The organism is Rhodocytophaga rosea, from assembly GCF_010119975.1.
Lineage (GTDB): Bacteria > Bacteroidota > Bacteroidia > Cytophagales > 172606-1 > Rhodocytophaga > Rhodocytophaga rosea.
The window spans coordinates 1,587,750-1,611,542 of the sequence record NZ_CP048222.1; the positions used below are offsets into that span (position 1 = coordinate 1,587,750).

Annotated in this window: 16 protein-coding genes and 1 pseudogene; 9 read left to right on the top strand and 8 right to left on the bottom strand. The window is 39.9% G+C overall.

Annotation, left to right across the window (positions count from 1 at the left end; translation table 11 throughout):
• Positions 1-6: 6 nt before the first annotated feature.
• The 4 genes from GXP67_RS06710 to GXP67_RS06725 all read left to right on the top strand — a co-directional run bounded on the left by GXP67_RS06710 (position 7) and on the right by GXP67_RS06725 (position 3,290).
• Positions 7-456, top strand: a complete 450-nt coding sequence (locus GXP67_RS06710) for an SRPBCC domain-containing protein (RefSeq protein ID WP_162442428.1) — start codon at positions 7-9, stop codon at positions 454-456.
• A gap of 227 nt (positions 457-683) precedes the next feature.
• Entirely contained in the window at positions 684-1,889 is a 1,206-nt protein-coding gene (locus GXP67_RS06715) for an MFS transporter (protein WP_162442429.1), read from the top strand.
• A gap of 329 nt (positions 1,890-2,218) precedes the next feature.
• A complete protein-coding gene (locus GXP67_RS06720; protein WP_162442430.1) occupies positions 2,219-2,455 on the top strand; it encodes a transposase in 237 nt (78 codons plus the stop codon).
• Between the two features lie 40 nt (positions 2,456-2,495).
• The gene (locus tag GXP67_RS06725; RefSeq protein WP_162442431.1) at positions 2,496-3,290 is read left to right on the top strand and encodes an IS3 family transposase; all 795 of its coding nucleotides are present in this window, start codon (positions 2,496-2,498) and stop codon (positions 3,288-3,290) included.
• Positions 3,291-3,637: 347 nt separating this feature from the next.
• Here GXP67_RS06725 and GXP67_RS06730 read toward each other — a convergent pair whose 3' ends face one another.
• Both GXP67_RS06730 and GXP67_RS06735 read right to left on the bottom strand, forming a co-directional pair.
• Positions 3,638-3,877, bottom strand: coding sequence for a helix-turn-helix domain-containing protein (locus tag GXP67_RS06730; protein WP_162442432.1), 240 nt, complete (start codon positions 3,875-3,877; stop codon positions 3,638-3,640).
• Positions 3,878-3,880: 3 nt separating this feature from the next.
• Positions 3,881-4,363 carry a DUF2975 domain-containing protein gene (locus GXP67_RS06735; protein WP_232065006.1) on the bottom strand — a complete coding sequence of 161 codons (483 nt, stop codon included), beginning with the start codon at positions 4,361-4,363 and terminating at the stop codon, positions 3,881-3,883.
• A gap of 244 nt (positions 4,364-4,607) precedes the next feature.
• Here GXP67_RS06735 and GXP67_RS06740 point away from each other — a divergent pair, with 244 nt between their 5' ends.
• The gene (locus tag GXP67_RS06740; RefSeq protein WP_162442433.1) at positions 4,608-4,754 is read left to right on the top strand and encodes a hypothetical protein; all 147 of its coding nucleotides are present in this window, start codon (positions 4,608-4,610) and stop codon (positions 4,752-4,754) included.
• Between the two features lie 339 nt (positions 4,755-5,093).
• Here the strand turns inward: GXP67_RS06740 and GXP67_RS06745 are convergent, their stop codons facing one another.
• Positions 5,094-5,720, bottom strand: a complete 627-nt coding sequence (locus tag GXP67_RS06745; RefSeq protein ID WP_162442434.1) for a hypothetical protein — start codon at positions 5,718-5,720, stop codon at positions 5,094-5,096.
• 1,078 nt (positions 5,721-6,798) lie between these two features.
• Here GXP67_RS06745 and GXP67_RS06750 point away from each other — a divergent pair.
• Positions 6,799-15,408 carry a T9SS type A sorting domain-containing protein gene (locus GXP67_RS06750; protein ID WP_162442435.1) on the top strand — a complete coding sequence of 2,870 codons (8,610 nt, stop codon included), beginning with the start codon at positions 6,799-6,801 and terminating at the stop codon, positions 15,406-15,408.
• A 179-nt stretch (positions 15,409-15,587) separates the two neighbouring features.
• Positions 15,588-16,824, top strand: a pseudogene (locus tag GXP67_RS38525) (IS256 family transposase).
• A 196-nt stretch (positions 16,825-17,020) separates the two neighbouring features.
• On the opposite strand, the gene GXP67_RS06765 reads toward GXP67_RS38525, so the two are convergent.
• The gene (locus GXP67_RS06765; protein ID WP_162442436.1) at positions 17,021-17,956 is read right to left on the bottom strand and encodes a polysaccharide deacetylase family protein; all 936 of its coding nucleotides are present in this window, start codon (positions 17,954-17,956) and stop codon (positions 17,021-17,023) included.
• Between the two features lie 218 nt (positions 17,957-18,174).
• On the bottom strand, positions 18,175-19,302 hold the full coding sequence (locus GXP67_RS06770) for a sensor histidine kinase (RefSeq protein ID WP_162442437.1): 1,128 nt from the start codon (positions 19,300-19,302) through the stop codon (positions 18,175-18,177).
• A 608-nt stretch (positions 19,303-19,910) separates the two neighbouring features.
• Between GXP67_RS06770 and GXP67_RS06775 the strand changes: the two genes are divergently transcribed.
• Positions 19,911-20,105, top strand: a complete 195-nt coding sequence (locus GXP67_RS06775) for a hypothetical protein (protein WP_162442438.1) — start codon at positions 19,911-19,913, stop codon at positions 20,103-20,105.
• 89 nt (positions 20,106-20,194) lie between these two features.
• Positions 20,195-20,446, top strand: coding sequence for a T9SS type A sorting domain-containing protein (locus GXP67_RS06780; RefSeq protein ID WP_162442439.1), 252 nt, complete (start codon positions 20,195-20,197; stop codon positions 20,444-20,446).
• A gap of 259 nt (positions 20,447-20,705) precedes the next feature.
• Here GXP67_RS06780 and GXP67_RS06785 read toward each other — a convergent pair whose 3' ends face one another.
• From GXP67_RS06785 to GXP67_RS06795, 3 genes are all read right to left on the bottom strand, one after another.
• Complete coding sequence (locus GXP67_RS06785; protein ID WP_162442440.1) at positions 20,706-21,320, bottom strand: LutC/YkgG family protein; 615 nt, start codon at positions 21,318-21,320, stop codon at positions 20,706-20,708.
• Positions 21,321-21,511: 191 nt separating this feature from the next.
• Positions 21,512-22,897 (bottom strand): lactate utilization protein B, encoded by a 1,386-nt coding sequence (locus GXP67_RS06790; protein ID WP_162442441.1) that lies wholly within the window; start codon positions 22,895-22,897, stop codon positions 21,512-21,514.
• Positions 22,894-23,631, bottom strand: coding sequence for a (Fe-S)-binding protein (locus GXP67_RS06795; protein ID WP_162442442.1), 738 nt, complete (start codon positions 23,629-23,631; stop codon positions 22,894-22,896). The genes GXP67_RS06790 and GXP67_RS06795 overlap by 4 nt, the downstream gene beginning before the upstream one ends.
• Positions 23,632-23,793: the final 162 nt, after the last annotated feature.

Sequence of the window (23,793 nt, forward strand, 5' to 3'; positions counted from 1 at the left end):
ATATACATGACAACACAAGATTATCATATTCGCCTGACTGTAGAGGCTACCGAACAGGAAGCATTCAACTGCATTAACAAGGTTTCACAATGGTGGACAGAAAATCTGGAAGGCAGTTCGCAACAGTTGAACGATGAATTTAGTGTGCACTTTGGTGATGTTCATTATTCCAAACAAAAACTCATTGAGTTTATTCCAGGCAAAAAAGTGGTGTGGCTTGTAACTGATAGTAAATTAAATTTTCTGGAAGATAAACAGGAATGGACGAACACTAAAATCAGTTTTGAACTGGCTAATAACGGAAATGAAACGGATATCAGGTTTACACACTTTGGCCTGGTGCCCACAGTTGAATGTTACAATGTGTGCACCCCAGCCTGGGACCAATATATAAAAGGTAGTTTGTTCAAATTAGTAAGGGATGGAAAAGGAATACCCGAGTTAAAAATAAGATAGCGGCAAGCAGTGATTTACAAAAGTAATTCCCCTTCTGAAATAATTTATCAGGCAATAAGCTCTAACTTGGCGCTATCTGGCTGGTGGACTTCAAACGCAAACTTAGCATGCTGGAGCAATGATCGTTTTTTGCTTTGGACTTCAATAGTTAATAAAAAACACAACTTACATGCGTTGAAGTTTGCCATCCCGATACACTCTCAATAACGTATTTTTAGCGCAACCTTATGAAAATGAAACCAGCTGAGTTTATCGCACTATCCGCCTGCACAATGACCCTGACGGCTTTGGGAATTGATATTATGCTTCCGGCATTTGGTGAACTTCGCGAGCACTTTGGTCTCAAACCTGATTCTACGGCTCCAGCACAGATCATCTCCTTCTTCTTTATGGGTCAGATCGTCCAGATTATTTTTGGTGCCCTTTCTGACCGTTTTGGGCGGCTGGCAATTCTGCGGATCGGATTTCCCCTTTATATTGTTGGTGGCATCGCTGCTGCCTTTGCCCCTAGCTTAGAGTTTATGCTTGCCGTACGCTTTGTGGCCGGCATGGGAGCATCTGCCGTTTTAATGACTACTGTCGCAGGTGTCAGGGATCGGTTTGTGGGAGACCAGATGGCCCGTATCATGTCTCTGGTCTTTACCATATTTTTGTTTACTCCGGTCGTTGCGCCCTTTCTGGGATTGGCCATTCTATCTGTTGCCTCCTGGCAAATGGTTTTCCTCACTCCTCCCCTGTTTGCGGTTATTGTCTTTCTCTGGTCACTCCGATTGGAGGAGTCTCTTCCTCGCGAGCAACGCACTTCACTCAACTGGAGGAGTGTTGGTAAATCCATCCGGAAAGTGATCGGCAATCCGATATTTCTTCGCTATACCGGCATAACTACCCTTCTTTTTACAGGATTAAGTTCCTATGTTGCCAGCTCCGAGCACATTGTAGGCGTGATCTACGGCAGGCCTGAATTATTTGCCTGGATTTTTGCAGGCATTGGCCTACTGATGTCTTGTTGTTCCTTACTCAATTCCCGTCTTTCGTCCAGGTATGGAGCACGGCTAACAATACGATGGCTCTTAATAATCTATACAATAGTGGGAGGTGTTTTGCTGCTCTATACCATTACTTTCGGAGATCCACCAACTATGCTTGTATTCTTTATTGCCGTTGCCCTGATGATGGCAATAAATTTAGCTGTTGAACCCAATAGCAGTGCTCTGGCACTGGAACCCATGGGAAATAGGGCAGGTATGGCCTCAGCGATTTATGGAACTTGTTTCTTTGCTATTGGTGCTTCTCTGGGATCAGTCATTAGTCACTTAATGGACAATAGTGTTTTTCCTCTTGTTCTAAGCTTTTTCCTTATCGGACTGGTAACCGTATTTCTGGTGTTAAGCGATGTGCGGCCACTGAGGAAAAAAATAGTTAAAAATGCCTGATACAGAGCACACAACCCATCAATACTGCTATCCATTTTTGTATCATAGCTTTACAAAATAATTCCTTCGATATATACGCCAATATACAACGTATATTCATTTCCTTGTGTATCTATCAGTTTAAATTTGATGAATGTAATTGCCCTCTTCTACAGGAAAGAACCTTTACGAGTATTGCTCTGCTAAAACGCTTTTCTTTCCTATATTTAAATACGATTGGTTAACTACTGAACCTGCTACATTTGACTGGAAATTAAGTTAAGCTCAGAAAGTTTAACTTAGCTGACATGAAAAAAGAAAGACGATAATTTGATAAGGAGTTTAAAATAATGACTGTAGAACTGTGTCTATCTGGTAAATCCACCACAGAGGTAGCAGAAGAATTAGGTCTTCTCCCTGAATTGGAAAGCCGATGGAAGAGAGAATATCAACAGAAAAAACAAGGTAACTTCTCAGGTCAAGGAAAGCCGGCCTTATCTGCAGAGCAGGCAGAAATTGCCAGACTCAAACGGCAGTTACGAGAAGCAGAAATAGAACGTGATATGGAGCCGATGCTCACAACGTAGGCAGGTCCAAAAAAGGCAGTAAGTATCTTCTCCAGGAACGATGGCAAATCTTCCAGTTTATGAAGGAGCTATCAATCTATATTTGCCACCTGCGAGGATGTGTAGAGTTTTCAAAATCAGTAGAAGCGGGTTTTATCATTGGCTCAACCGTAAACCTTCTACCAGAACCTTAAGTAATGAAAATGCTCTAAAATCAATCCAAGAGGTGCATTCGGGAAGTAAAAACAGGTATGGAAGCCCAAAGGTTACAATTGAACTACAAAAAAGAGGAATTCACATATCAAGGCATAGAGTTGCTAGACTTATGAAAATGCATGGCATCAAGAGTATAATTCATAAAAAGTTTAGAGTCCCAACAGCAGAGTCCGATCATAGCTTTCCAATTTCAGAAAATCTACTAAACCGAAACTTTACACCAGCACAAACTGGTAAAGCCTGGGTTTCTGATATCACTTATATCAAAACCATAGAAGGTGGGTTATACCTGACCACAGTAATTGATTTGGGAGATAGAAAAGTCATTGGATGGGCGTTAAGCCAAACAATGAAAACTTCTGATACAGTCATTGCTGCTTGGAATATGGCACTTAAAAATTGTCCAATTGCTTATGAACTCATATTCCATTCTGACAGAGGCGTACAATATGCCTGCCATGAATGTATAGATATTCTTAAGACTCATAAACTGGTTAGGCAGAGTATGAGCCGAAAAGCTAATTGTTGGGATAATGTAGTGGCCGAGAGCTTTTTTAGGACACTGAAAACTGAATTAATTCATCAGAGGGAAATAAAGTCGACAGAAGCCACCAAAAGGGAGGTATTTGATATTTATTGAGATCTGGTACAATAGGCAGAGAATTCATGCATCTCTTGGGTACATGACACCGGATGAATACGGAATGAAAATAAATCAATATCAACAGGTAGCTTAACTTTTTGTCCAGTTTTTTATTGCAAGTTCACTTGACAAAACAGGTCATACTCAAACCAAAGATTAAACGCTGAATCATCAGGAACATTCATTATTTTTTCGAATTCTTTTACAACAGAATTATGGTATTGGGTTGCTGTTACTCCCATATACTTGGCTCTTGCTTGCCAAAAGTCTTGCAGCGTGTTGCCTGATAGATTTCCATCTATAAGGGCTTCCCTCACTACACTTAAGGGTGCCGCTTAGCAATCTCAATGCAGTGTAAGCGGTTCGGTGTTCCTTTTTTTATCATCTATATATTCCAAAATGTCCCCCGGCTGGCAGTCTAATGCTTTACAAATGGCCTCTAAGGTAGTAAAACGAATGGCTTTCGCTTTCCCTGTCTTTAAGATAGAAAGGTTAGATAATGTCAAATCCACTCTTTGAGAAAGTTCATTGAGAGAAATTTTCCGCTTTGCCATCATCACGTCTAGGTTTACAATGATTGGCATAGATTAGATGGTTAACTCATTTTCAGATTTGATGTCTAGGGCTTTCTGCAGGATTTTTTCAAATATTGAGGCAGCCGTTGCAGCTACAATAGCAATAAAAGTAGTCAGGATACAAATGGCAAGAAAACCTGCAGGATCATCCTCTGTATGATGGGATATCATTACGAATAGTCCTGCTATCACAATTAATATACTCAAAACGATGGCACAATACTTTATACTCTTTAGAGTGGCAACAGAGTCTGAGGAGAATACTTTATTTTGTCCGATGTATCTAAGTAATCTAAACACTTTGTAGAGGGCCACAAAAAAAGCGATTGAGGCTGCGTATCCATATATGATGAAAGGGTCAGCATAAATGCTCAATAAGTCTAAGTTTGCCGCTCTTCCCTCAATTAGAGGAAAGCGAATCAGAATGGCAAGCGCCACGATGCCGACAAGCACGATGACTGCCTGAAGAAATAGCGTTGATATTCTTTTCATCATGATTTTACAATGTTATATGCTACTGCCAATTTACTAAATATTTATTGATTATCAATAAATATTTAGTGTTTTTAGAAATTATTTATCCTTTGTGTGAAAAATATTTGGTCTCTTATATGCAAGGGGGTTACATGAGAGATAATTTGACGCAAATACCATCCACTCTATCGCATTATCTCTTCAATACACTGCCCAATCCTTTGTAAACTTTCAGCGATACACTGGAACTTTCAATCTATACGCTATGAAAGATATAGGCAAGATTAAATTGATCTACTCCATGCTTACATCACCGGATGGTTACATAGAAGATGCAGATGGTAAATTTGGATGGGGTGCCCCAGAGGATGAACAACTACACAGCTGCATCAATGAGTTAGCCTCCTTGTGATGGGGACTATTAAAAATAATTGACGTTTCAGTATCGCCAAAGCAGAATCTCTGGCTGCTAATAATAAAATCCGGAAATGAAAAATCTTTCCCAGACTAGCCAGGAGTCGATACATTAAGGGTAGAATAAAAAATATGCCTGGCATAAGCTTTTACCACCAGTGTCAATAACATCCGGCTCCCAGCAATCCTGTAGCACTACTCTATGTTCTCTATTAAGATAAACATTCATGCCTGGTTAAAAATTTGTATTATCTTTTTATAGTTGCCAACATTTTAGTACCCGCTACTCCTAAAGCAATAGCGGGCATTCATTTTTATCTGGCTTTTCAGCCTATACTTAGTTGCTAACTAAACTGATAATTAACAGAACTACACCTATCACCAATGAAATCAAGCCAACAGTAGCGGCTGTACCTGAGCTAGCCAGTACTAAAACAAGACCTACAATGGCTAATAAAGCTCCCAATGCTACCAGAGTAGTATTGGCCTGGGCAGCATCTGCTTTCTTTTCTTTCAGAATGTCAAATTTCTTTTCTGCTTTTGCCAGTAATTTCTTAGCCGCATTTTTGTTTGTTGCACTTGCCTGCACTGGTTGGTTTTGAAAGCTAACAGCTGTCTGTTTTTCCAGCTTACCCACCACTTTAGTCATCTTGCGGGCCAGTGTAGGATTCTCAACAGATAGTGCTGTTAAGGAAACATCCAGCTTTTCGGAAACAGCAGGCAGTAGATTAGCATTATTGCTGGCCATCAGCTCTACTTCTTGAGCGGATTCAAGCGAAGTTGTAGAGGCTGAGTTTGTATGAGCTGCTTGTGGTGCTTCATCCTGTTGGGCAATGGAGATAGAATTGTTTGATGATAAAGCATGGTGAGCAAGCCTTGGGGAACTGCAAGCAGACCATAGACACAGCATGCCCAGGAATCCCATCCATTGGATAGAAAGCTTAAAAGAGAAAGTAGTTTTCATTATAGTAAAAAGTTTAGAAGTTAGGAAAAAGAGGAGTTAATAGTAAGTTATTCTTACGGAAAAAGAGCAGTAAAAGATATACTACTCCTATTGGCAATATCTATAATTTTAAAGATGTCTTCATTTATCCTTTCAGAAGGATGAGGCGAGCGGATTTAACCTTTCTTGTGGTACCAAAAGGCGTTGCTTAAGGGTCTGTCCTCTCCTGTTCAATCTGCCATTTCTGGGTTCTATTTAATTTTATAATTTTAATAGCATATACGCGTGAATTAAATAAACCTATTCATCTCCAATCTGTTATTGTGGATTATATAAGTTATTATGATATTATTCGGAAAGTCAAATAAACTACCCTGTTGAAGTAACCATTGAAAATTCTTGCGGATAGTGGCTTTTTTGTTATAGGGATTTTAATTATTGCTTATAGCCATATCTTCAGTAGTTACATTTAGATTGATGTAAAAAGTTCTTGATAATGTACTATCCACAGTCTTATCACACAGCTTTCCTTTGATTTTTCAGTTTAGCATAAAAAGATAGGACTGTAAGATTTTTTTATATTATCCATCCCTTACATGTTATTTTTATTTAGCCTTATAATATTTATATTTTTAAATTATTGGATATGGCTAATGAAATAATTAAAAAGCTTTAGATAAGCAAATAAATATTCCATTTTAAAATAATGAATTTCATTTAGTTATATATAATAAATTTATTGATATAACTAAATATAGCTATTCAAAGAATGATTTAATAAAACAGTATTGTCCTCCTTTATAAATAATTACACTCATGTAATCTATATATCTTGTTTTTATTTAGGTTACTATAAAACTATAACTTTTCCCATATCATCCCTTCTCTATATCTGCCCGGTTTATTTGTACTTTATATTGGTTAGTTATATAGAAATTTACCCCACAAACAAATCCACCTCTTGAATAAGTAAAATCATTTTGCCCCGCCAGCCATTGGAGAATGAATTCAATTCATTATTTCTTCAATGGCAGATCTCATTGTAAGGGTATAAAATACTTATGTTTTTGAATCTTATAATAATTAGCCAGTTAGTTAAATGATACAAATTTACATTAAGGTAATAGACTATTTGTTTAATAAGAATTGCCTACAAAAATGTGTATTAAGCATAATCCTTCTATTTGGAATTAGTGCTTCCTCAGCCTATGCACAGAAAACCTGGATCGGTACAGGCTTGGCTGCTCTTGGTGGCAACAGATGGGATCGAGCAGGTAACTGGAATCCGAATGGTATTCCAGCTGCCACTGATGTAGTTAGATTTAATAGTGGATTACCTACAACTATTACTGTTGTTAATGTTCCCAACGGCGGTACAATAGCTGGCTTACTGATAGCAGCCAATAATAATATAGAATTAAGAGATGGTTCCTTTACGATTACTGGAGATGCAACAATAAATGGCACCCTGGAATTTGATAATAATGCTACCAGAACAATTACTATCAACGGAAATTTAACTGGAAGCGGTACTATTGATATGAGCCCAGGAAACCGGGCTCAAGTGTTGAATCTGGCAGGCACAAACAATAGTCTTGGCACTCTTACTTCTTCCAATAGCAGTACTGTTAATTATACCAGAGCAGGTAATCAGCAAGTATTTGCCAGTACAGGTTACAGAAACCTGACCATATCAGGAACAGGAGAAAAAACCCTGCAAGGCAATATTACAGTGGCAAGCGCCTTAAACATTGCCAACACCAATCCAACACTTACCCTTAACACCTATGCTGCCACTGTCAATGGCAGTACCACCGTGGATGGCACCTTAAACACACAAACAGGTTATATTGGAGGTACAGGCACTTTTACACTCAACTCTACAGGTACTCTACAAGTAGGTTCACCCAATGGTTTAGTTACCGGTACAGGCAGTGGAAACATGCGGGTAAGTGGCACAAGAAATTATGGAACCGGCACCATTGAATACAATGGCACAGCTGCACAGGTAACAGGAAATGGCTTGCCTGCTTCTCCAACGGCCATTGGCAACTTAATCATCAGCAATACAGCTGCCACCCCAACCGTGACCTTAACCAACAGCTTAACGGTGAGTGGCACTACCACCATCAACAGCGGATCTCTGCAATTTGCTGCAGGCACTACCCAGACTGTGGATCTCAATGGTGATTTGGTTGGCGCAGGTGGTGCCATTAACATGAGTGGCGGAAACCGGGCACATGTATTGAATCTGGCAGGCGCAAACAATAGCCTTGGCACTTTAACAGCCTCCACAGCAGGCACAGTCAACTATGATAGAAACGGAAGCCAGCAAGTATTTGCCAGTGACAACTATAGAAATCTGACTATTTCAGGCAATAACACTAAAACTCTGCAAGGAGATGTAATGGTAGCGGGCAACTTACTGGTAAGTTCTACTTTGGCCTATGCTACCGGTGCTGCCCAAACCCTGGATGTAGATGGTAATCTTTCAGGAAGTGGTACCATTAACATGAGTGGCGGAAACCGGGCTCATGTATTGAACTTATCAGGGCCTACTAATGCAATTGGCACTCTTACTTCTTCCAATAGCAGTACAATAAACTATGATGGGAATATAGATCAGCAAGTATTTGCCAGTACAGGTTACAGAAACCTGACCATATCAGGAACAGGAGAAAAAACCCTGCAAGGCAATATTACAGTGGCAAGCGCCTTAAACATTGCCAACACCAATCCAACACTTACCCTTAACACCTATGCTGCCACTGTCAATGGCAGTACCACCGTGGATGGCACCTTAAACACACAAACAGGTTATATTGGAGGTACAGGCACTTTTACACTCAACTCTACAGGTACTCTACAAGTAGGTTCACCCAATGGTTTAGTTACCGGTACAGGCAGTGGAAACATGCGGGTAAGTGGCACAAGAAATTATGGAACCGGCACCATTGAATACAATGGCACAGCTGCACAGGTAACAGGAAATGGCTTGCCTGCTTCTCCAACGGCCATTGGCAACTTAATCATCAGCAATACAGCTGCCACCCCAACCGTGACCTTAACCAACAGCTTAACGGTGAGTGGCACTACCACCATCAACAGCGGATCTCTGCAATTTGCTGCAGGCACTACCCAGACTGTGGATCTCAATGGTGATTTGGTTGGCGCAGGTGGTGCCATTAACATGAGTGGCGGAAACCGGGCACATGTATTGAATCTGGCAGGCGCAAACAATAGCCTTGGCACTTTAACAGCCTCCACAGCAGGCACAGTCAACTATGATAGAAATGGTAATCAGCAAGTGCTGGCAGGAGCCAATATCAACTACAGAAACCTAATCATATCGGGTTCTAACACAAAGACATTGCAGGGAGATGTAGTTGTAGCCGGTAACTTAACTGTAAGTTCAACTTTAGCCTATGCTACCGGTGCTGCCCAGGCTCTGGATGTGAATGGAAATTTGAGTGGTACAGGCACTCTTGATATGACTGGTGGCAATCAGGTACATACTTTAAATTTAAGTGGTACCTCCAATGCTATTACTACATTACTGGCTACCTGTTACAGTATTATCAATTATACAGCTGGCGCAGGCGTATTAAGCAATCCTGTTGGAAATAACTATACTGTTTCCGGAACCGAAGCTTTAACGGGTAATATCATGGTTTGCGATTTACTTATTCCAGTCGGCACTACTCTCAATCTGAATGGCTTTACGGTCACAATTATAAAATCGGCAGTAGTGAATGGTACACTCAATGCAGGCACAGGTGCGATTGCAGGTACTGGGTCTTTTACAACCAATACCGGTGCTACAATTATTTTGGGTTCAGCAGATGGTATTAACAATACCAATCCGGCGCTTGGAAATATCCGGACTACCGGAATCAGAACTTTTTCGGCTAATACCAATATTGAATTTAATAGAGCCGGATCGCAGGTGACCGGAAATGGATTTCCTGCTACTATTGGCAGCTTAACGATCAGTAATGCCTCTCAGGTAAATCTAAGCAGTAATATAACTGTTTCATCTACTGCCACCATCAATGGCTCGTTAAGATATAGTGCCTCTACACCTCAAACAGTATCTATAAGCGGTGATTTAAGCGGAACAGGAGCCATTGATATGAGCAATCAGCCTCATGCATTGAATTTAGCAGGAGCTAATAATGGGATAGGAATGCTTACAACCTCTGCAAATGCCAGTACAGTAAATTATAATGGCACCGGAAATCAACAAATATTTGCCAGCACCAGCTACAGAAATCTTATTATTTCCGGTTCAGGCATAAAAACGTTTGATGGCACTTCTTCAACAATTAATACCAATTTAACTGTAAGTTCAACTTTACAGTTTAGCAATACAGTTCCTCAAACTTTAAATGTAAATGGCGATGTGAGCGGACCAGGAACGATTGATATGAGTGTAGGAAATCTGGCACATATTCTGAATCTGGCCGGGCCAAATAATTCAATTGGTATCCTAATCCCCTCTTGTAATAGTGTGGTTAATTATACCGGAAGCGGACAGCAAACCTTTTCTAATGTTGCTCCTGTTTATACAAACTATACCATTAGTGGAACTGTAACGTTAACATCGAATATTATTGTATGTAATAATTTAATTATACCAGTAGGAGCTGTTCTCAACTTAAATGGCTACACAGCCACCGTAAATGGAAGCACTTCTATATCAGGTACCTTAAATGCAGGTAGTACTGGTGCAGTTTTAGGAACAGGCAGTTTCACTGTAAGCGGTACCATCATAACAGCTTCTCCGGATGGTATCAATTCAGGCACAAGTGTAGGTAGCATCAGAGTAAGTGGTACCAGGGCGCTTACCTCAGGTTCTTTTACATATAATGGAACCCTGCCTCAGGTAACAGGCAATGGCTTACCTATAACAGTAGGTAACTTTACACTCAATAACACTGCTGCTACGCCTACTGTAAGCTTATCGCAATCTTTAACCATCAGCGGACTGGCTACTTTCACAACCGGTACTCTCTCGATTGGTGCCAATACACTTTCTTTGAATGGTACCACATCCTTAGGAGCAGGTACTGCTACTATCGCAGGAGGGCTTACATCCAACCTCAGTATAGGTGGTGCTTCCGGTGTTAGTACAGATGTTCCTCTGGTAACAGGCGGCTTGCTTACTCTAACCATTAACAAAGCAGGTGTAAATAATGGAGCTATATTACGTCCTGCAGGGAATGTAACTATTTATAATGGAGGTAGTTTGAGTTTACAATCAGGCTATTTTACTAACTCAAACACCATCACGATGGGTGAGAATGTAAATGCAATCACGAATATTATTCGTAAGGCGGATGCATCGGGTATATTTGCCGCACCAGCCATCAATGGTAAAATCAATGTAACCTACACTGCTTCAACTTCCTATTCCTTTCAACCTAGTACAGGTCCGGAACTGCCCACTTCGGCAACGGCTTTAAATAACCTGACTATAGGAACAACTCCTACAGGAAACAGTACTCTGGTAACACTAAGTGCTACGGCAGCCCCGGTTGTAAATGGCACCTTCACGATCAATACTACCACTACTTCCTCAGGTTTGAATTTAAATGGAAGAACACTTACCATCAGCGGAGATTATGTTAATAATTCTTTAGGCACCTTTACAGGTTCTACAACCTCATCCATTATCATTAATGGAGACAATAAAACTGTAAGTGGGAACTTAAGGTTTAACCCTGCTAGTGCTGCTACTAGAAGTCTGGATGTTTTTACATTAAACCGTACCGGAACTGGTTCAGATTTTACCATCAGCACACAAGCTGAAATTACTAATTTTAATATTACAAGTGGTACACTAACCGCTTCCGGATCAAACATATTGATTACAACCGCTACTATAGGAACGAACGGAAAATTTATAAACAATTCTACGGCTTATCCGGTAGTACTTCCTGCTTCTACTACTACCCGGGCTTTTAATAACAATACCTATGTAGCTGTTAACAAATTCGACAGAATGGCGGGAACCGTTACAGCTTCTAATAATACAGATATCACTTTTACCAGAGGTACCGGCACGCCATATGTATTGCGAAGCCGTGATCTTAACCCGGCTCCAACAGCCGCTATTATTAGGTTTGAACTGTCTGCCTCTGCAGCAAGCAGCCAAACTGATAATGCGGCCCTCATGTTAGGGAACGGATTTGCCGATGACGGATCCCGGATTAATGCGGCCGCTAGTCTGCAATTCAATTTACGAAGTGGTACCGGAATTAGGCTTGTTGATGGCACATTCACTTCTGCCACTCAATCCTCCGGAATTAAAGTATGGTGGGTAGTCAATAAAAATGCAGGAAATGCACTATCCTACACTGGTCCAGATGGTACTACTTATACGATTGATAATGGCCGGTCTGATTTATGGGCAGGTACTACGAGAATATCTAGCAATATGGCTATAAGCAATTCAGCCATAGACTTGAGTGAGGTAAAAATGGTTTTTGATAACGGCACCGGAAGCATCACTGTGAAAAACCTACAAATCAACCCTGTAACACAATTGGTGGCTAATATGGCTTGCTGGTATGCAGGCTATCCTATTGATATAGTTGTAACTGCAAACACAGCCGGAGGGGGCAATGCTTTCAATTCAAATACTACTTTTAAAGTACAAAGATCTGATATCAACGGTAATTTCTCCAACTTAACAAGCAATATTGTAGGAACTCTTACTGTTTCCAGTTCCAATACAACCAACACGTTTAGTATTCCTGCAACATTTTCTGATCTCTATTCAACAGCAGGAACAAAAGACTTAGGTAATTTATACCGGTATCGTGTTATAAGCAGCGATCAGAACGATCCTTTTGTGATTAGTGCTGCCAATAATAAACCGATGTATTATATTGTTAACCCAGGTCCGGAAACATTAGATGCTGGCAACTCAACATTAGCTACTGTAACAGCAACAGCAACAGGTTATACTACCAGTTACTGGGGATATAGATTAACCTCCGGAGCAGCAACTATTATTCCAATTCCAGGCACCAATAGTAGTTCATACACGCCTAAGCTTACTGATTTTCCGGGAACAGGTGAATATTACCTGGTTGCTGTCAGTACATCAGGCTGTATCAGTAATCAAAAGAAGATTTTTGTAAACTGCTCAGGCACTAATCTTATTGTTAACGGAAATTTTAATTCGGTAGGTGCCAATAATCTGAATGATATAAATGGAAATGGTATTATTGAATATGAATTAGGTGATTTTTTCACAGAATATGCCCAGAAACAACCATCCAATCATACTCAGCTGGCACAAGGCGCTTATACAATCAGCACAAATCCAAACTGGTATAACGGGGCTTTTTGTACGATGACTACTGCAGCCCAACATGCTCCTACCGCTGGAGGAGTAGATGGAGGGAATATGCTTATTACAGATGCCAGTCCAAGTGGTTCAAAAATTTTATGGCAGCAAACTGTTAAAAATCTAAAGAAACATACCAATTACGTATTTACTTTCTGGGGTACCAGTATAGACCAGGCGCATGCGAATACCTTACAATTTGGTGTATATGTCAATTGTTACCGGATGGGTGATGATGTTGCAGACAATTATGCCTCTTCCTGTACATGGGTTAAATATTCCGTTCAGTTTAATACCGGGAATGAAACAGAATTAACCCTGGGTATTGGGAATGTCAGCGTAGCAGGTTCCGGGAATGACGTAGGCATAGATAACATTGAGTTTTATGAATGTGATGACCAGAATGTAGCTTTCCAGCCATTAAATAAGTTTGTATGGATTGGCTATACCTCAGATTGGTTTAAATCAGATAACTGGGGATTATGTGCACCTAATTTACCTACCTGCGCTGATAATGTGATCATACCTGCTACTTTAGGTGCTGGCCGCGTATATCCGGTAATCAACGGGAATTTTCCTGACCGTACCCCAGATACATGGGATACCTATAAAGAAACCAATATCAATGGTGCTGATCCGGTAAATGGGATAAGTCTTATTAATCAGGCGGCTCAGGTACAAAATATCACCATTGAACCTGGTGCCCAGCTTACAATTAATGCAGGCTATAACCTAAGGATCTGTGGCAATATGACCAATGATGGAACACTGGCTGGAACCGGTACTATTACTTTCTATGGCAATACGAAACAGAATATATCCGGTACAGGTACATTCTCTAATGTTGCTATTGACCAGGGAAATTCAGCTACCACAGCTATTGTACAGCAAACATCAGATATAACGCTTAGTAATTTATTAGACATTCAGAAAGCTACCGATGAACTGGCGATTAATGGAAAAACGCTCTATTTTAATGGTACACTTTCTACTAATCCAGGTACCATAACAGGTATTACTTCTGATCCTACTACCACTACTTCTGCTTTGGTCTTTGGAGGTACAGGCAATGTAAATGGCACCTTGAAATTTACAACTGGCTATCGGTCTATAGCCAGGCTAACCATGAACCGGTCAAGTAGTGGGCAGGTCACATTGGGTACTCCCCTTACTCTAGTCGGTGGCACGAATGCATTAACATTAGTTGATGGCTTAATAAATACCAGTCAGACTAATTACTTACAGATGGATGAGTTCTCTACAGTTACAGGTAGTAGCGTAGCAAACCAGGTGTCTGGTGGTTTAAATGTAAGCTATGTAAATGGCCCTATGATCAAAGTGACAAAAAGCACCGATGTATTCACTTTCCCGGTAGGAAATAATGGGTATCTGGGACAAATAGGAATTAAACCTAATGATAGTAACCTTAATTTCTTCCGTGCTGAATACATCAGAGCACAAGGTTTTCCTGGAGCGACTTTATCACCGAAACTAGATTTAGTAAGTCCTTTTGAGTACTGGCGAATGGATAGAATCAATGGCAGCAGTTCCGGAAAAATATCTCTGCACTGGACAGCGGCAACTAATATCTCACTACTGCCCAATGACTGGAGTGATCTGAGAGTAGCCAGATATAGTTTGAAAGCAGATACAACGCAGGAAGGAACTACAATCGCGAATGGTATATGGCAAAGCAGAGGCAACTCTTATATATCACCTACAGCCACTACCACTTCTGGATATATTATGTCGGATATGATTTCACAGTTCAGCCCATATACATTTGGCACTTATACATACATTCCTTTACCAGTAGAACTTCTTGATATAAAAGCAGTTTCCAACAACCGGGAAGTGGAAATACAGTGGATAACAGCCAATGAACACAACAGCGATCACTTTATCTTAGAAAGAAGTGGAGATGGCGTAAACTTTACACCCATTGCTAAAGTGGCGGCTGCCGGTGAATCAAAATCCATTTTGAGATATTCTTACGTTGACCAAAATTGCCTGGCAGGGATAAATTATTACAGATTACAACAGGTAGATAAAGATAACAGAAAGGTTTCTTCAAAAATTGTATATGCAAACAATAACTCTAAAGCTATACATACTTTTAATGTTTATCCTAACCCTTCTGATGGCAAAGAATTCTATATTAGATTAGCTTACAAAGGCGAAATAGTGGTGAGTATCTACAATATATTAGGGATAGAAGTTTATAGAAGTAAAATATATGCTGATGGTACTGATTTAGCCATCCGTTCGCAAACCCCGCTTAGTAGCGGCATGTATGTTGTGGTGGTGGAAAGTGCGAATAAGAAATACCAGCAAAAAATTACCATCAAGTAATATATTATCACTAGTTAAGAATGTTAGATTACAATCAAATTGCAATTTAACATTCTTAACTAGTGATTAGAAAAGCATCAGTCACTGCTTTCTATTTAATACAGGTAAAACGGGAGAGTGTTACAGGAAGTGTGGAAAATGAAAAATAGTTAAATTCATTATCCAAACCAACACTACCTATGCAAGCTGACAAACCAATCCTTACCAAAGAATTTCTCTCCCAGTTTAAGGGTGAACAGGATCTGACTCAATTCTTCACTGATTTATACAAGCAGGCTTTGAATCAGATGCTGGAAGGTGAACTCGATGAACATCTGGGCTATGGCCGTTATGCACGCAAGCCTGTGGCTGATGGCAACTACCGTAATGGCAAGACAGAGAAACAACTCAAGACTACCTATGGCAAATTAGACTTGCAGGTACCTCGAGACCGGGAAGGTAGTTTTGAGCCACAGCTTGTAAAAAAGCGCCAGACAGCTTTAACCAAAGTAGAAGATACGGTACTTTCCTTGTATAGTAAGGGAATGAGTACACGCGATATTGAACAACAGATCAAAGAATTATATGGGGTAGAATTACTTGAAGGGACTGTCTCCCGAATTACTTCCCGCATTGTCAATCTAGTCACCGAATGGCAACAACGCCCTTTACAGCCGGTATATTTAATGCGGACCTAAACAGGGTTTATCGCTGGGTCCGTGGCTAGATGCTTTACGTTTTCATGTCCGGCAGGAACACAAAGTGATCTGTAAGTCCTGTTATTTAGCCATTGGCCTGAATGCGGAAGGCAAAAGGAAGCAGCCTCAGTGGCTATCGGCCACTGAGGCTGCTTCCTTTTGGCTGCAAGTACTGACTGACTTGAAAGGGCGAGGGGTAAGAGATATTATCTTAGCCGCTACCGATAATTTAGTTGGGTTGCCTGAGGCAGTGGAAGCTACTTTCTCTCACAGCCTGGTACAGGTATGTCTCTGTCACCAGATCCGTAATTCCTTAGCCTATGTAGCATTTGATGAGCGTAAGGAATTTGCTCAGGACCTATATCCTATCTACCAGGCAACTACTAGGGAAGTAGCCGAAACTCACCTGTTGAAATTAGAGGAGAAATGGAATAAAAAGTATCCACAGGTAGTTAAAAGTTGGTTTACCAATTGGAACAGGCTCAGTGTGTACTTTGACTTCCCACAGGAAATCCGCCGCTTGCTCTACACTACTAACATCATCGAGAGCTTAAACAGTATGATTCGCAAATACACCCGTAATAAGCTGGTCTTTCCTGATGATCAAGCTGTGCTGAAAACGGTGTATTTAGCTTTGGAGCAGGTGAGTAAAAAGTGGACCATGCCGGTAGCGCATTGGCAGCGTATCCTAGCGCAGTTTGCCATTCTCTATCCGGACAGAATCAAACTAAACCTATGAGAAAAATATTTCCACACTTTTTGGAACAGTCTCTAAAAAACCGGGAAGCTTTTTTCTTACTCATTGGTCTTCAGGCAAAAAGTAACATATAATCTTAAGAAATTCTAAGCTTGATGCTGTTCCAAAGGCCAATGCCATTTAAGGTATTAATCCGGATTTTATACTTATGAACCTTTCCCCTAATGCATAATTTGAATTAATGATTAGGGTATTTTTCAAACAGTTCGCTGATAAATAATGGTACCTGAGGCTGTTCCAGAATAGCCAGACCTTTGGCTAGCATCCATCGTTGTATCCAGGAATAACCTTTGTTAGCCTGAGCATCAGGCAACAGATAGGCTTTGTCCTCAAGAGCTTCATCCAGGGAAATAAACTGATAATCCCGTTTTTTCATCATAGAGAGCAAAGTCTCCATGTGATCAGCATTGAGTTCATTGGCATGCAGGAGTAATATCTGTTTGGGTTCATACTCTAAAAAATCAGTTGATAACTTTTCGTAGAAGGCGAATATAGTATCCATATAAGGTATATAAGAATTTACCACCTGGTTCATAGTAGCAGTATCTTTTCTGGCTTTGGCCCTGGCATAAATATGGGCAAAGATATATTCGTCGTTATCAATGGTTACAGGGGCAATGGTATAATGTTTTTCTTTCAGGAATTTTTCTAATTCCATTTTATAAGCCTGTGTTGGACCAGTTCTGAGCTGGGTATGTCGGTAATACTTCATTTGTTTGCCTGCTTCACCTAGGATACGTTTGGTGATCTTCTCTCCCCGGATTATTTCCTGCTTATATTCCTGTACCGAAACCTGATCGATGGATACATGAGAAAAACTATGGTTGCCCAAGTCTAAACCTGCCCTCAGCCAATCCCTTAATAGCTGTGTCCGGCGGCTTACTTCCCGGTTATTTTCATAGAGTTTAGCTTCATTGATAAATCCGGTGGCAGGTACCTGATTCTTTTTCAGGATGTAAATCAATTTGGGTAATATTTTTTCACTTTCGCCGTAGGAAGCAGGCAAATCATCAAAGGTAATGGCTACCTGCCGATTGGGTGTATCCAGCTTTTCTGCCGGGGAATACACAATGAAGCCTAACCAAAGGTTGAACAACAGGAAAAGCATTTGCATAGCTGGTATGGTTCATAAAGTGGAGGAATACAGTAAATTTGAGTAAGCACAAAGATGCCTGTAGTAACCTGCTTCTTAAAATCTTTTAAATTATCTGCTTTGTGATGTTCTGTATACCTGCAATACATTACATATTTTGCTTCTGGCACAACGCATCTTATCAACTCAATCCGGATCAGAAAATATTTCAATCCATCAGTATATTAAAAACACGATACTCACTCGCTTACAAAGAATATCTTAAATTCACTTCCTTTGTTTATTTCGCTTTCTATCTCAATTCTACCCTGTCTGTTTTCTATAATCCGTTTAACTAAATAAAGCCCTATGCCTGATCCTTCTACGTGGGTGTGAAATCTTCTAAAAAGTGAAAATAAGTTAGATTGCTGAGTTTTGCTTAAGCCCAGTCCATTATCCTTAACTGATAACACAATATAAGATGCTTCTCTATAGGTTCTGATAGTAATCTGCAAATCTCTTGACGGCGATCGGTATTTGATAGCATTAGTAAGCAGATTATGGAGAATACTTTTTAAATAAGCCCGGTTGAACAATACTTCTTTTACCATCAACTCCTCTCTGAATTGAGCATCAGATTCCACAATTAACAGGTCGATATCTTCTTTTGCATGATCAATGATCTCCGAAAAAGAAATTGCTTCAATCGCTTCTCCTGTATTTTGTTGGCTTTTAGTGATTTCTACTAGATTTGCTATTGTTTTTTTTAAATTGAGAATAGAAGTTTTCATCATTTCCAATATTTCCATCTCAGCAGAACTTTCAATAAGGATTAACTTTTTAGATAACCTAGAAAGTAAACCTTCTAAATTCACTATTGGAGCTTTTAAGTCATGAGAGGCGGTATAAATAAAATTATCCAGATCAATATTGATTTTATGCAGTTCCTTATTCTTTTTCATTAACTCCTCATTTCTGAGTTTTTCGGTCAGATCTCTGGTCACTTTAGAAAAGCCGATGTGCTGCGTATCAGTATTGTAAATGGCAGTAATGACTACATTTGCCCAAAAAGTAGACCCATCTTTTCTCACACGCCAGCCTTCATCTTCAAAGCGGCCTTCTTGTTTTGCTTTTCTTAATTCATATTGAGGATATTGATCTGCCAGGGCTTCTGGTGGATAGAAGACAGAAAAATGTTTTCCAATGATTTCTTTTGCCTGATAGCCCTTTATTCTTTCTGCCCCTATGTTCCAGGTAAGGATTCGGCCATCCGTATCTAACATAAATATGGCATAGTCCTTTACGCTTTCTATAATTAGCTTATTTATAGAATCACCTTCTAACCAGAGAGGACCCGAGTGTTTAAATGCATCTTCTTCTTCAATCATATTTATACCCTACTCTTAATTACAGATTTCTAATAAGATATTTCCAGTAGCGACTAGTAATATGATGTATTTGATTATATAAACAGTTTATCTTAATAAGATAGCATAGCATACTATGATCTAACAGAGTGAAAAACGTACCTGCTTCAGCAGGATAAAAAATAAATTATTCCTGGCAAATCCATTCAAGCTGTTTAAATAAAAAATCCTAATTATGTTACAATCATTAAAAATACAATTGTCTAATAATCAAAACAGTAAACATTTATCCTTGTACAAACAAAATAGCTTATAACCCTTTTTTATAGAAAATATACAATTAAATATGCATTTCTTAAAAAAATATTAATCCTGAAAATACTATAATAATTCGTTTATAAAAACTATACGACAAAACTGTTCCTGATTTTTTAAAACTCATCTATTACAGATTATATTCTTTGTGAAATGATACGCTCAAACTTTCATAATAAATCCTATATAACCGAACCTGGTTATATAGGATTTGAACCGCTTTGCTGTCTCCTTTTTCAAACAGACTATGTGTAACGCGAAAATAACTCATATCATATAAGGCTCATGTAAAGTGCAACTGATAATCAGCTTACATGAAACTACTCACCAAACAATCTTTTCCTGCCTATAAAGGCAATATACAGAAGGTTGTCCCATATATGATGGGAGAATGTACTTATATAGATTCTTCAGGTACACAAGAAAAATACCTGGATAATATTACTTATATTCTGCTGAATGCCGTGAAAGAATTGCAGCGGAAGAATGAGGCAATAAAAGCAAAATAGCCTAAATAGAAATACTCAAACAGGAGATGGCCGCACTTAAAGAACTCCTGCTCCAACAAATCCCGTAAACAGGTAATCCACAGGCAGGATTGTGGCAGAATACTCCTAATCCTTATAGCCAATCTACTACTATTCCCTATCAACGTCCTGCTACAACTACGCATGCGTTCATCAAAATATATTCCTCTTCAGGACAAGAACTCAAAAGCTTTGAACTGGCTGGTCTCTCGCAAGGAGAAATCACCCTTTCAGCAGGTATATTTGCTGCCGGCAAGTATGTGTATACTCTTTTTGTGGATGGGGTACGCATCGATAGTAAAAAGCTTATTCTTACTCAATAATTCAATTGAGCAAACTATCCTGTTATGCAAAAGCAGATATTGCTATTCTGTATAGGTATATAGCATACAAATATCCTTACTGGTACCTATCAAATAAGCTGATTTTATATTACCCAAGGTACATCGATAGTCTTGAATGTATGCTATCAATACGCTCATAAAAATCTTTCATTTTTTTTGAAAACATGAGTATAATCACAATTCCGTCTTTGTGGTTCAGGAATTACAATTCATATATTTACCGAACAATATTAATTTGTTATGTAGTCAGATTATCGCTGATAGGAAGGGGCTGGATTACAAATACAGTCATAGTGATGGGGCCATGTGCGCCCAATACCAGGGCTTGTTCGATATCTGCAGTTTTGGAGGGACCGCCAATAAATCCACCAAATCCATACTGCCCTTCTCCGATCTGAGCATAGGCTTCATGCAGCGTAGGTACAATACTATTTGCCTCCACTACTACCGCCAGATGTTGACAGATATAGGGTAAGATCCGGTGCCCCATGACCTGTTCTGTCAGCCAGACGGCTCCGTTTTCTGCTACCGCTAAATGTGCCTGAATAATGGCTACTTCCACATCCTGAAAGGTATGCGGATCAACTGTTGGAGAGATAAGATTGGCTATATCTTCTAATTCAGGCAAGGTAGTTACCATCCTTTGGGTTATGTCAAAATTCTCCCGGATCAGAGTTTTTGTCGCATTCATATCCTCTACTAAAAAAGCTTTACCCCCAATGCTGTCAAAGGTCTCCATATAGGTTTTTACCGCATTTTCTTTATAGCCTTTAAACTGGCTTATATCCGGCAAAGGATTTTTGGGAGACTGGTTTTGTAATACAGCTGCTAATATTTTTTCTCTGGTGGTCATGAATGAATTGAATGTTGGTTAATTGGTTCTCTTCAGCTATTGCCGCAAGAATTCTATATTTTCATTGCTTACTTTCTTTGTAGCAATTACAAAGAAACCTGAGTTCAGCGAAGCTAAAGTAAGGTCAGCGCAATGGTAATTTAGTGCTTAATTAATATTATAATGTAAAGACACTTTACAGTTTTATTTCTTTAACTTTTATCATCTTTATTCTTTTCATACCATTCAGAAAAAGACTCTTTTGGGCCGTCGGGCATATCGCGCCCTTTGTACCAGGGATTGAGTTTATTATTAATAGCGATAGGAATATTCTTTAACACCCACCTGCCGGCCTTCCCTGCTGCTGTATAAGAACCTGGGGAAGATAAAGTCCATGACATGGCTTTCATGCCCAGGGCTTTGGTATTGGCTGCATAGCCTTCTTTTACTATTTCCTGCCGCCACTTATAGAGCTGGTCATGGATGTTGATTTTGACCGGGCACACATTGGAACACGAACCACACAAAGTAGAGGCAAAAGGCAGATCAGCATGGCGCTTCATATCCAGGTTAGGAGCCAGAATCGCCCCAATAGGTCCGGAAATGGTATTATGATAGCTGAGGCCACCACTTTTTCGGTATACCGGACAGGTGTTCATACAAGCCCCGCATTTGATACATTTTAGAGAATCCCGAAAATCTGCCCTGCCTAACTGTCTGCTTCTTCCGGCATCTACCAGGATCATATGCATTTCCTGGCCTTTTCTCGGCTTTTTGAAATGACTGGAATAAATCGTAATAGGCTGTCCGGTAGCACTTCTGGCCAGTAAGCGTAAAAATACACCCAGGTGCTTCTTCTGCGGAATAATTTTTTCGATGCCCATCGATGCAATTTGCACTTCGGATAAATGAGCGCCCATATCGGCATTTCCTTCGTTGGTACATACCACATACTCACCGGTTTCTGCTACGGCAAAATTTACCCCTGTCAGGGCAGCTCGCCTGGTCATAAATATATTCCGTAAATGTTTACGGGCTACTCTGGTGAGCAAAGTGGGATCAGATAAGCCTTTTTCAGTGCCCAAATGCTCATGGAATAATTCACCGATTTCTTCTTTCCGCTTATGGATGCAGGGCAATACAATGTGGCTGGGTGGTTCGTTGTCGATTTGCTGAATGTATTCTCCTAAGTCAGAATTAATCACATCAATTCCCCGTTCAGCCAGGTATTCATTCAACTGGCATTCTTCGGTGAGCATGGATTTACTTTTTACCATCTCGGTAAATCCTTTTGCTTTCAGAATGGAATACACAATCTCATTGTGCTCCTGGGCACTATCTGCCCAATGTACCGTAATTCCATTCTTCTGAAGATTGGCCTCGAATTGCAGCAGGTATTCATGCAGGTTAGAAATTACATTGCTTTTGATTTGAGAGGCTGCTTCCCGTAATTCTTCCCACTCAGGAATATTTTTGGCCGCTTTGTCGCGTTTCTGCCGGATCCACCATAGAGAGCCATCATGCCAGTTTACCCGCTCCTCATCTTTTATAAAATCTTCGGCTAAGGCCGCATGGTCTTTAGTTCCGTTTGGTTTCATCGTGTTGAATTTAATATCTGGGCAATGTGTACCACTTTTACTTTGCTTCTTTTTCTATGAAGAATGCCTTCCATATGCATCAGGCAGGAAAGGTCTGGGGAGGTAATGTATTCCGCTCCGTTTTTGATATGATCATTTACCCGGTCTTTACCCATTTTTACAGATACAGCCTCTTCAGCTATACAAAATGTACCTCCAAAGCCGCAACATTCATCCGGACGTTCCAGGCTTACCAGTTCCAGGTCTTGTACCATGTGTAATAAGTGTGCGGGTTTAGAAAAAGGAGCAGCATTTAATTCGCTCATTTGTGCCAGATGCAGTCCTCTCAAGCCATGGCAGCTTTGATGGATGCCCACTTTGTGCGGAAACCTGGCATTCAGCTTTTCTACCTTCAGAATATCCGTTAAAAACTCCACCAGTTCGTATACCTTAGATCGTACTGAAACAGCTAGTTGTTCATTCTCAGGCGCATGCAGGTGGTCTTTTACGTGCAATACACAACTGGCCGAAGGAGCCACGATATAATCAAAACTGGCAAAGTTTTCTATAAACAGGTCATTGCATTTCTGGGTCAGGTGTTCAAAACCGGAATTGGCCATAGGCTGTCCGCAGCAAGTTTGTTTGGAGGGATACACCACATCCACATTTAACTTCTGCAGTAATTCCAGGGTAGCAATGGCTGCCTGCGGATACAGTTGATTTACATAACAGGGAATAAAAAGCCCAACGGTCATAGAAGGAGGTTTTAACAAAGAAATATAAATATACTTTTTCTAAATAGGAATTTATCTATAGTTTTCTTTTTATTCTGCCATTCAGATATAAAGTTTGTACAACAAGTTTGCGTTACCTTGTTCAATAAAGGTTCAACCATATACAAAGGCTAGGATAACAAA

Coding starts and splice junctions, on each gene's coding strand:
- GXP67_RS06710 (WP_162442428.1), top strand. CDS start 7: ATGACAACACAAGATTATCATATTCGCCTGACTGTAGAGGCTACCGAA.
- GXP67_RS06715 (WP_162442429.1), top strand. CDS start 684: ATGAAAATGAAACCAGCTGAGTTTATCGCACTATCCGCCTGCACAATG.
- GXP67_RS06720 (WP_162442430.1), top strand. CDS start 2,219: ATGACTGTAGAACTGTGTCTATCTGGTAAATCCACCACAGAGGTAGCA.
- GXP67_RS06725 (WP_162442431.1), top strand. CDS start 2,496: ATGGCAAATCTTCCAGTTTATGAAGGAGCTATCAATCTATATTTGCCA.
- GXP67_RS06730 (WP_162442432.1), bottom strand. CDS start 3,877: ATGCCAATCATTGTAAACCTAGACGTGATGATGGCAAAGCGGAAAATT.
- GXP67_RS06735 (WP_232065006.1), bottom strand. CDS start 4,363: ATGATGAAAAGAATATCAACGCTATTTCTTCAGGCAGTCATCGTGCTT.
- GXP67_RS06740 (WP_162442433.1), top strand. CDS start 4,608: ATGAAAGATATAGGCAAGATTAAATTGATCTACTCCATGCTTACATCA.
- GXP67_RS06745 (WP_162442434.1), bottom strand. CDS start 5,720: ATGAAAACTACTTTCTCTTTTAAGCTTTCTATCCAATGGATGGGATTC.
- GXP67_RS06750 (WP_162442435.1), top strand. CDS start 6,799: ATGATACAAATTTACATTAAGGTAATAGACTATTTGTTTAATAAGAAT.
- GXP67_RS06765 (WP_162442436.1), bottom strand. CDS start 17,956: ATGCAAATGCTTTTCCTGTTGTTCAACCTTTGGTTAGGCTTCATTGTG.
- GXP67_RS06770 (WP_162442437.1), bottom strand. CDS start 19,302: ATGATTGAAGAAGAAGATGCATTTAAACACTCGGGTCCTCTCTGGTTA.
- GXP67_RS06775 (WP_162442438.1), top strand. CDS start 19,911: ATGAAACTACTCACCAAACAATCTTTTCCTGCCTATAAAGGCAATATA.
- GXP67_RS06785 (WP_162442440.1), bottom strand. CDS start 21,320: ATGACCACCAGAGAAAAAATATTAGCAGCTGTATTACAAAACCAGTCT.
- GXP67_RS06790 (WP_162442441.1), bottom strand. CDS start 22,897: ATGAAACCAAACGGAACTAAAGACCATGCGGCCTTAGCCGAAGATTTT.
- GXP67_RS06795 (WP_162442442.1), bottom strand. CDS start 23,631: ATGACCGTTGGGCTTTTTATTCCCTGTTATGTAAATCAACTGTATCCG.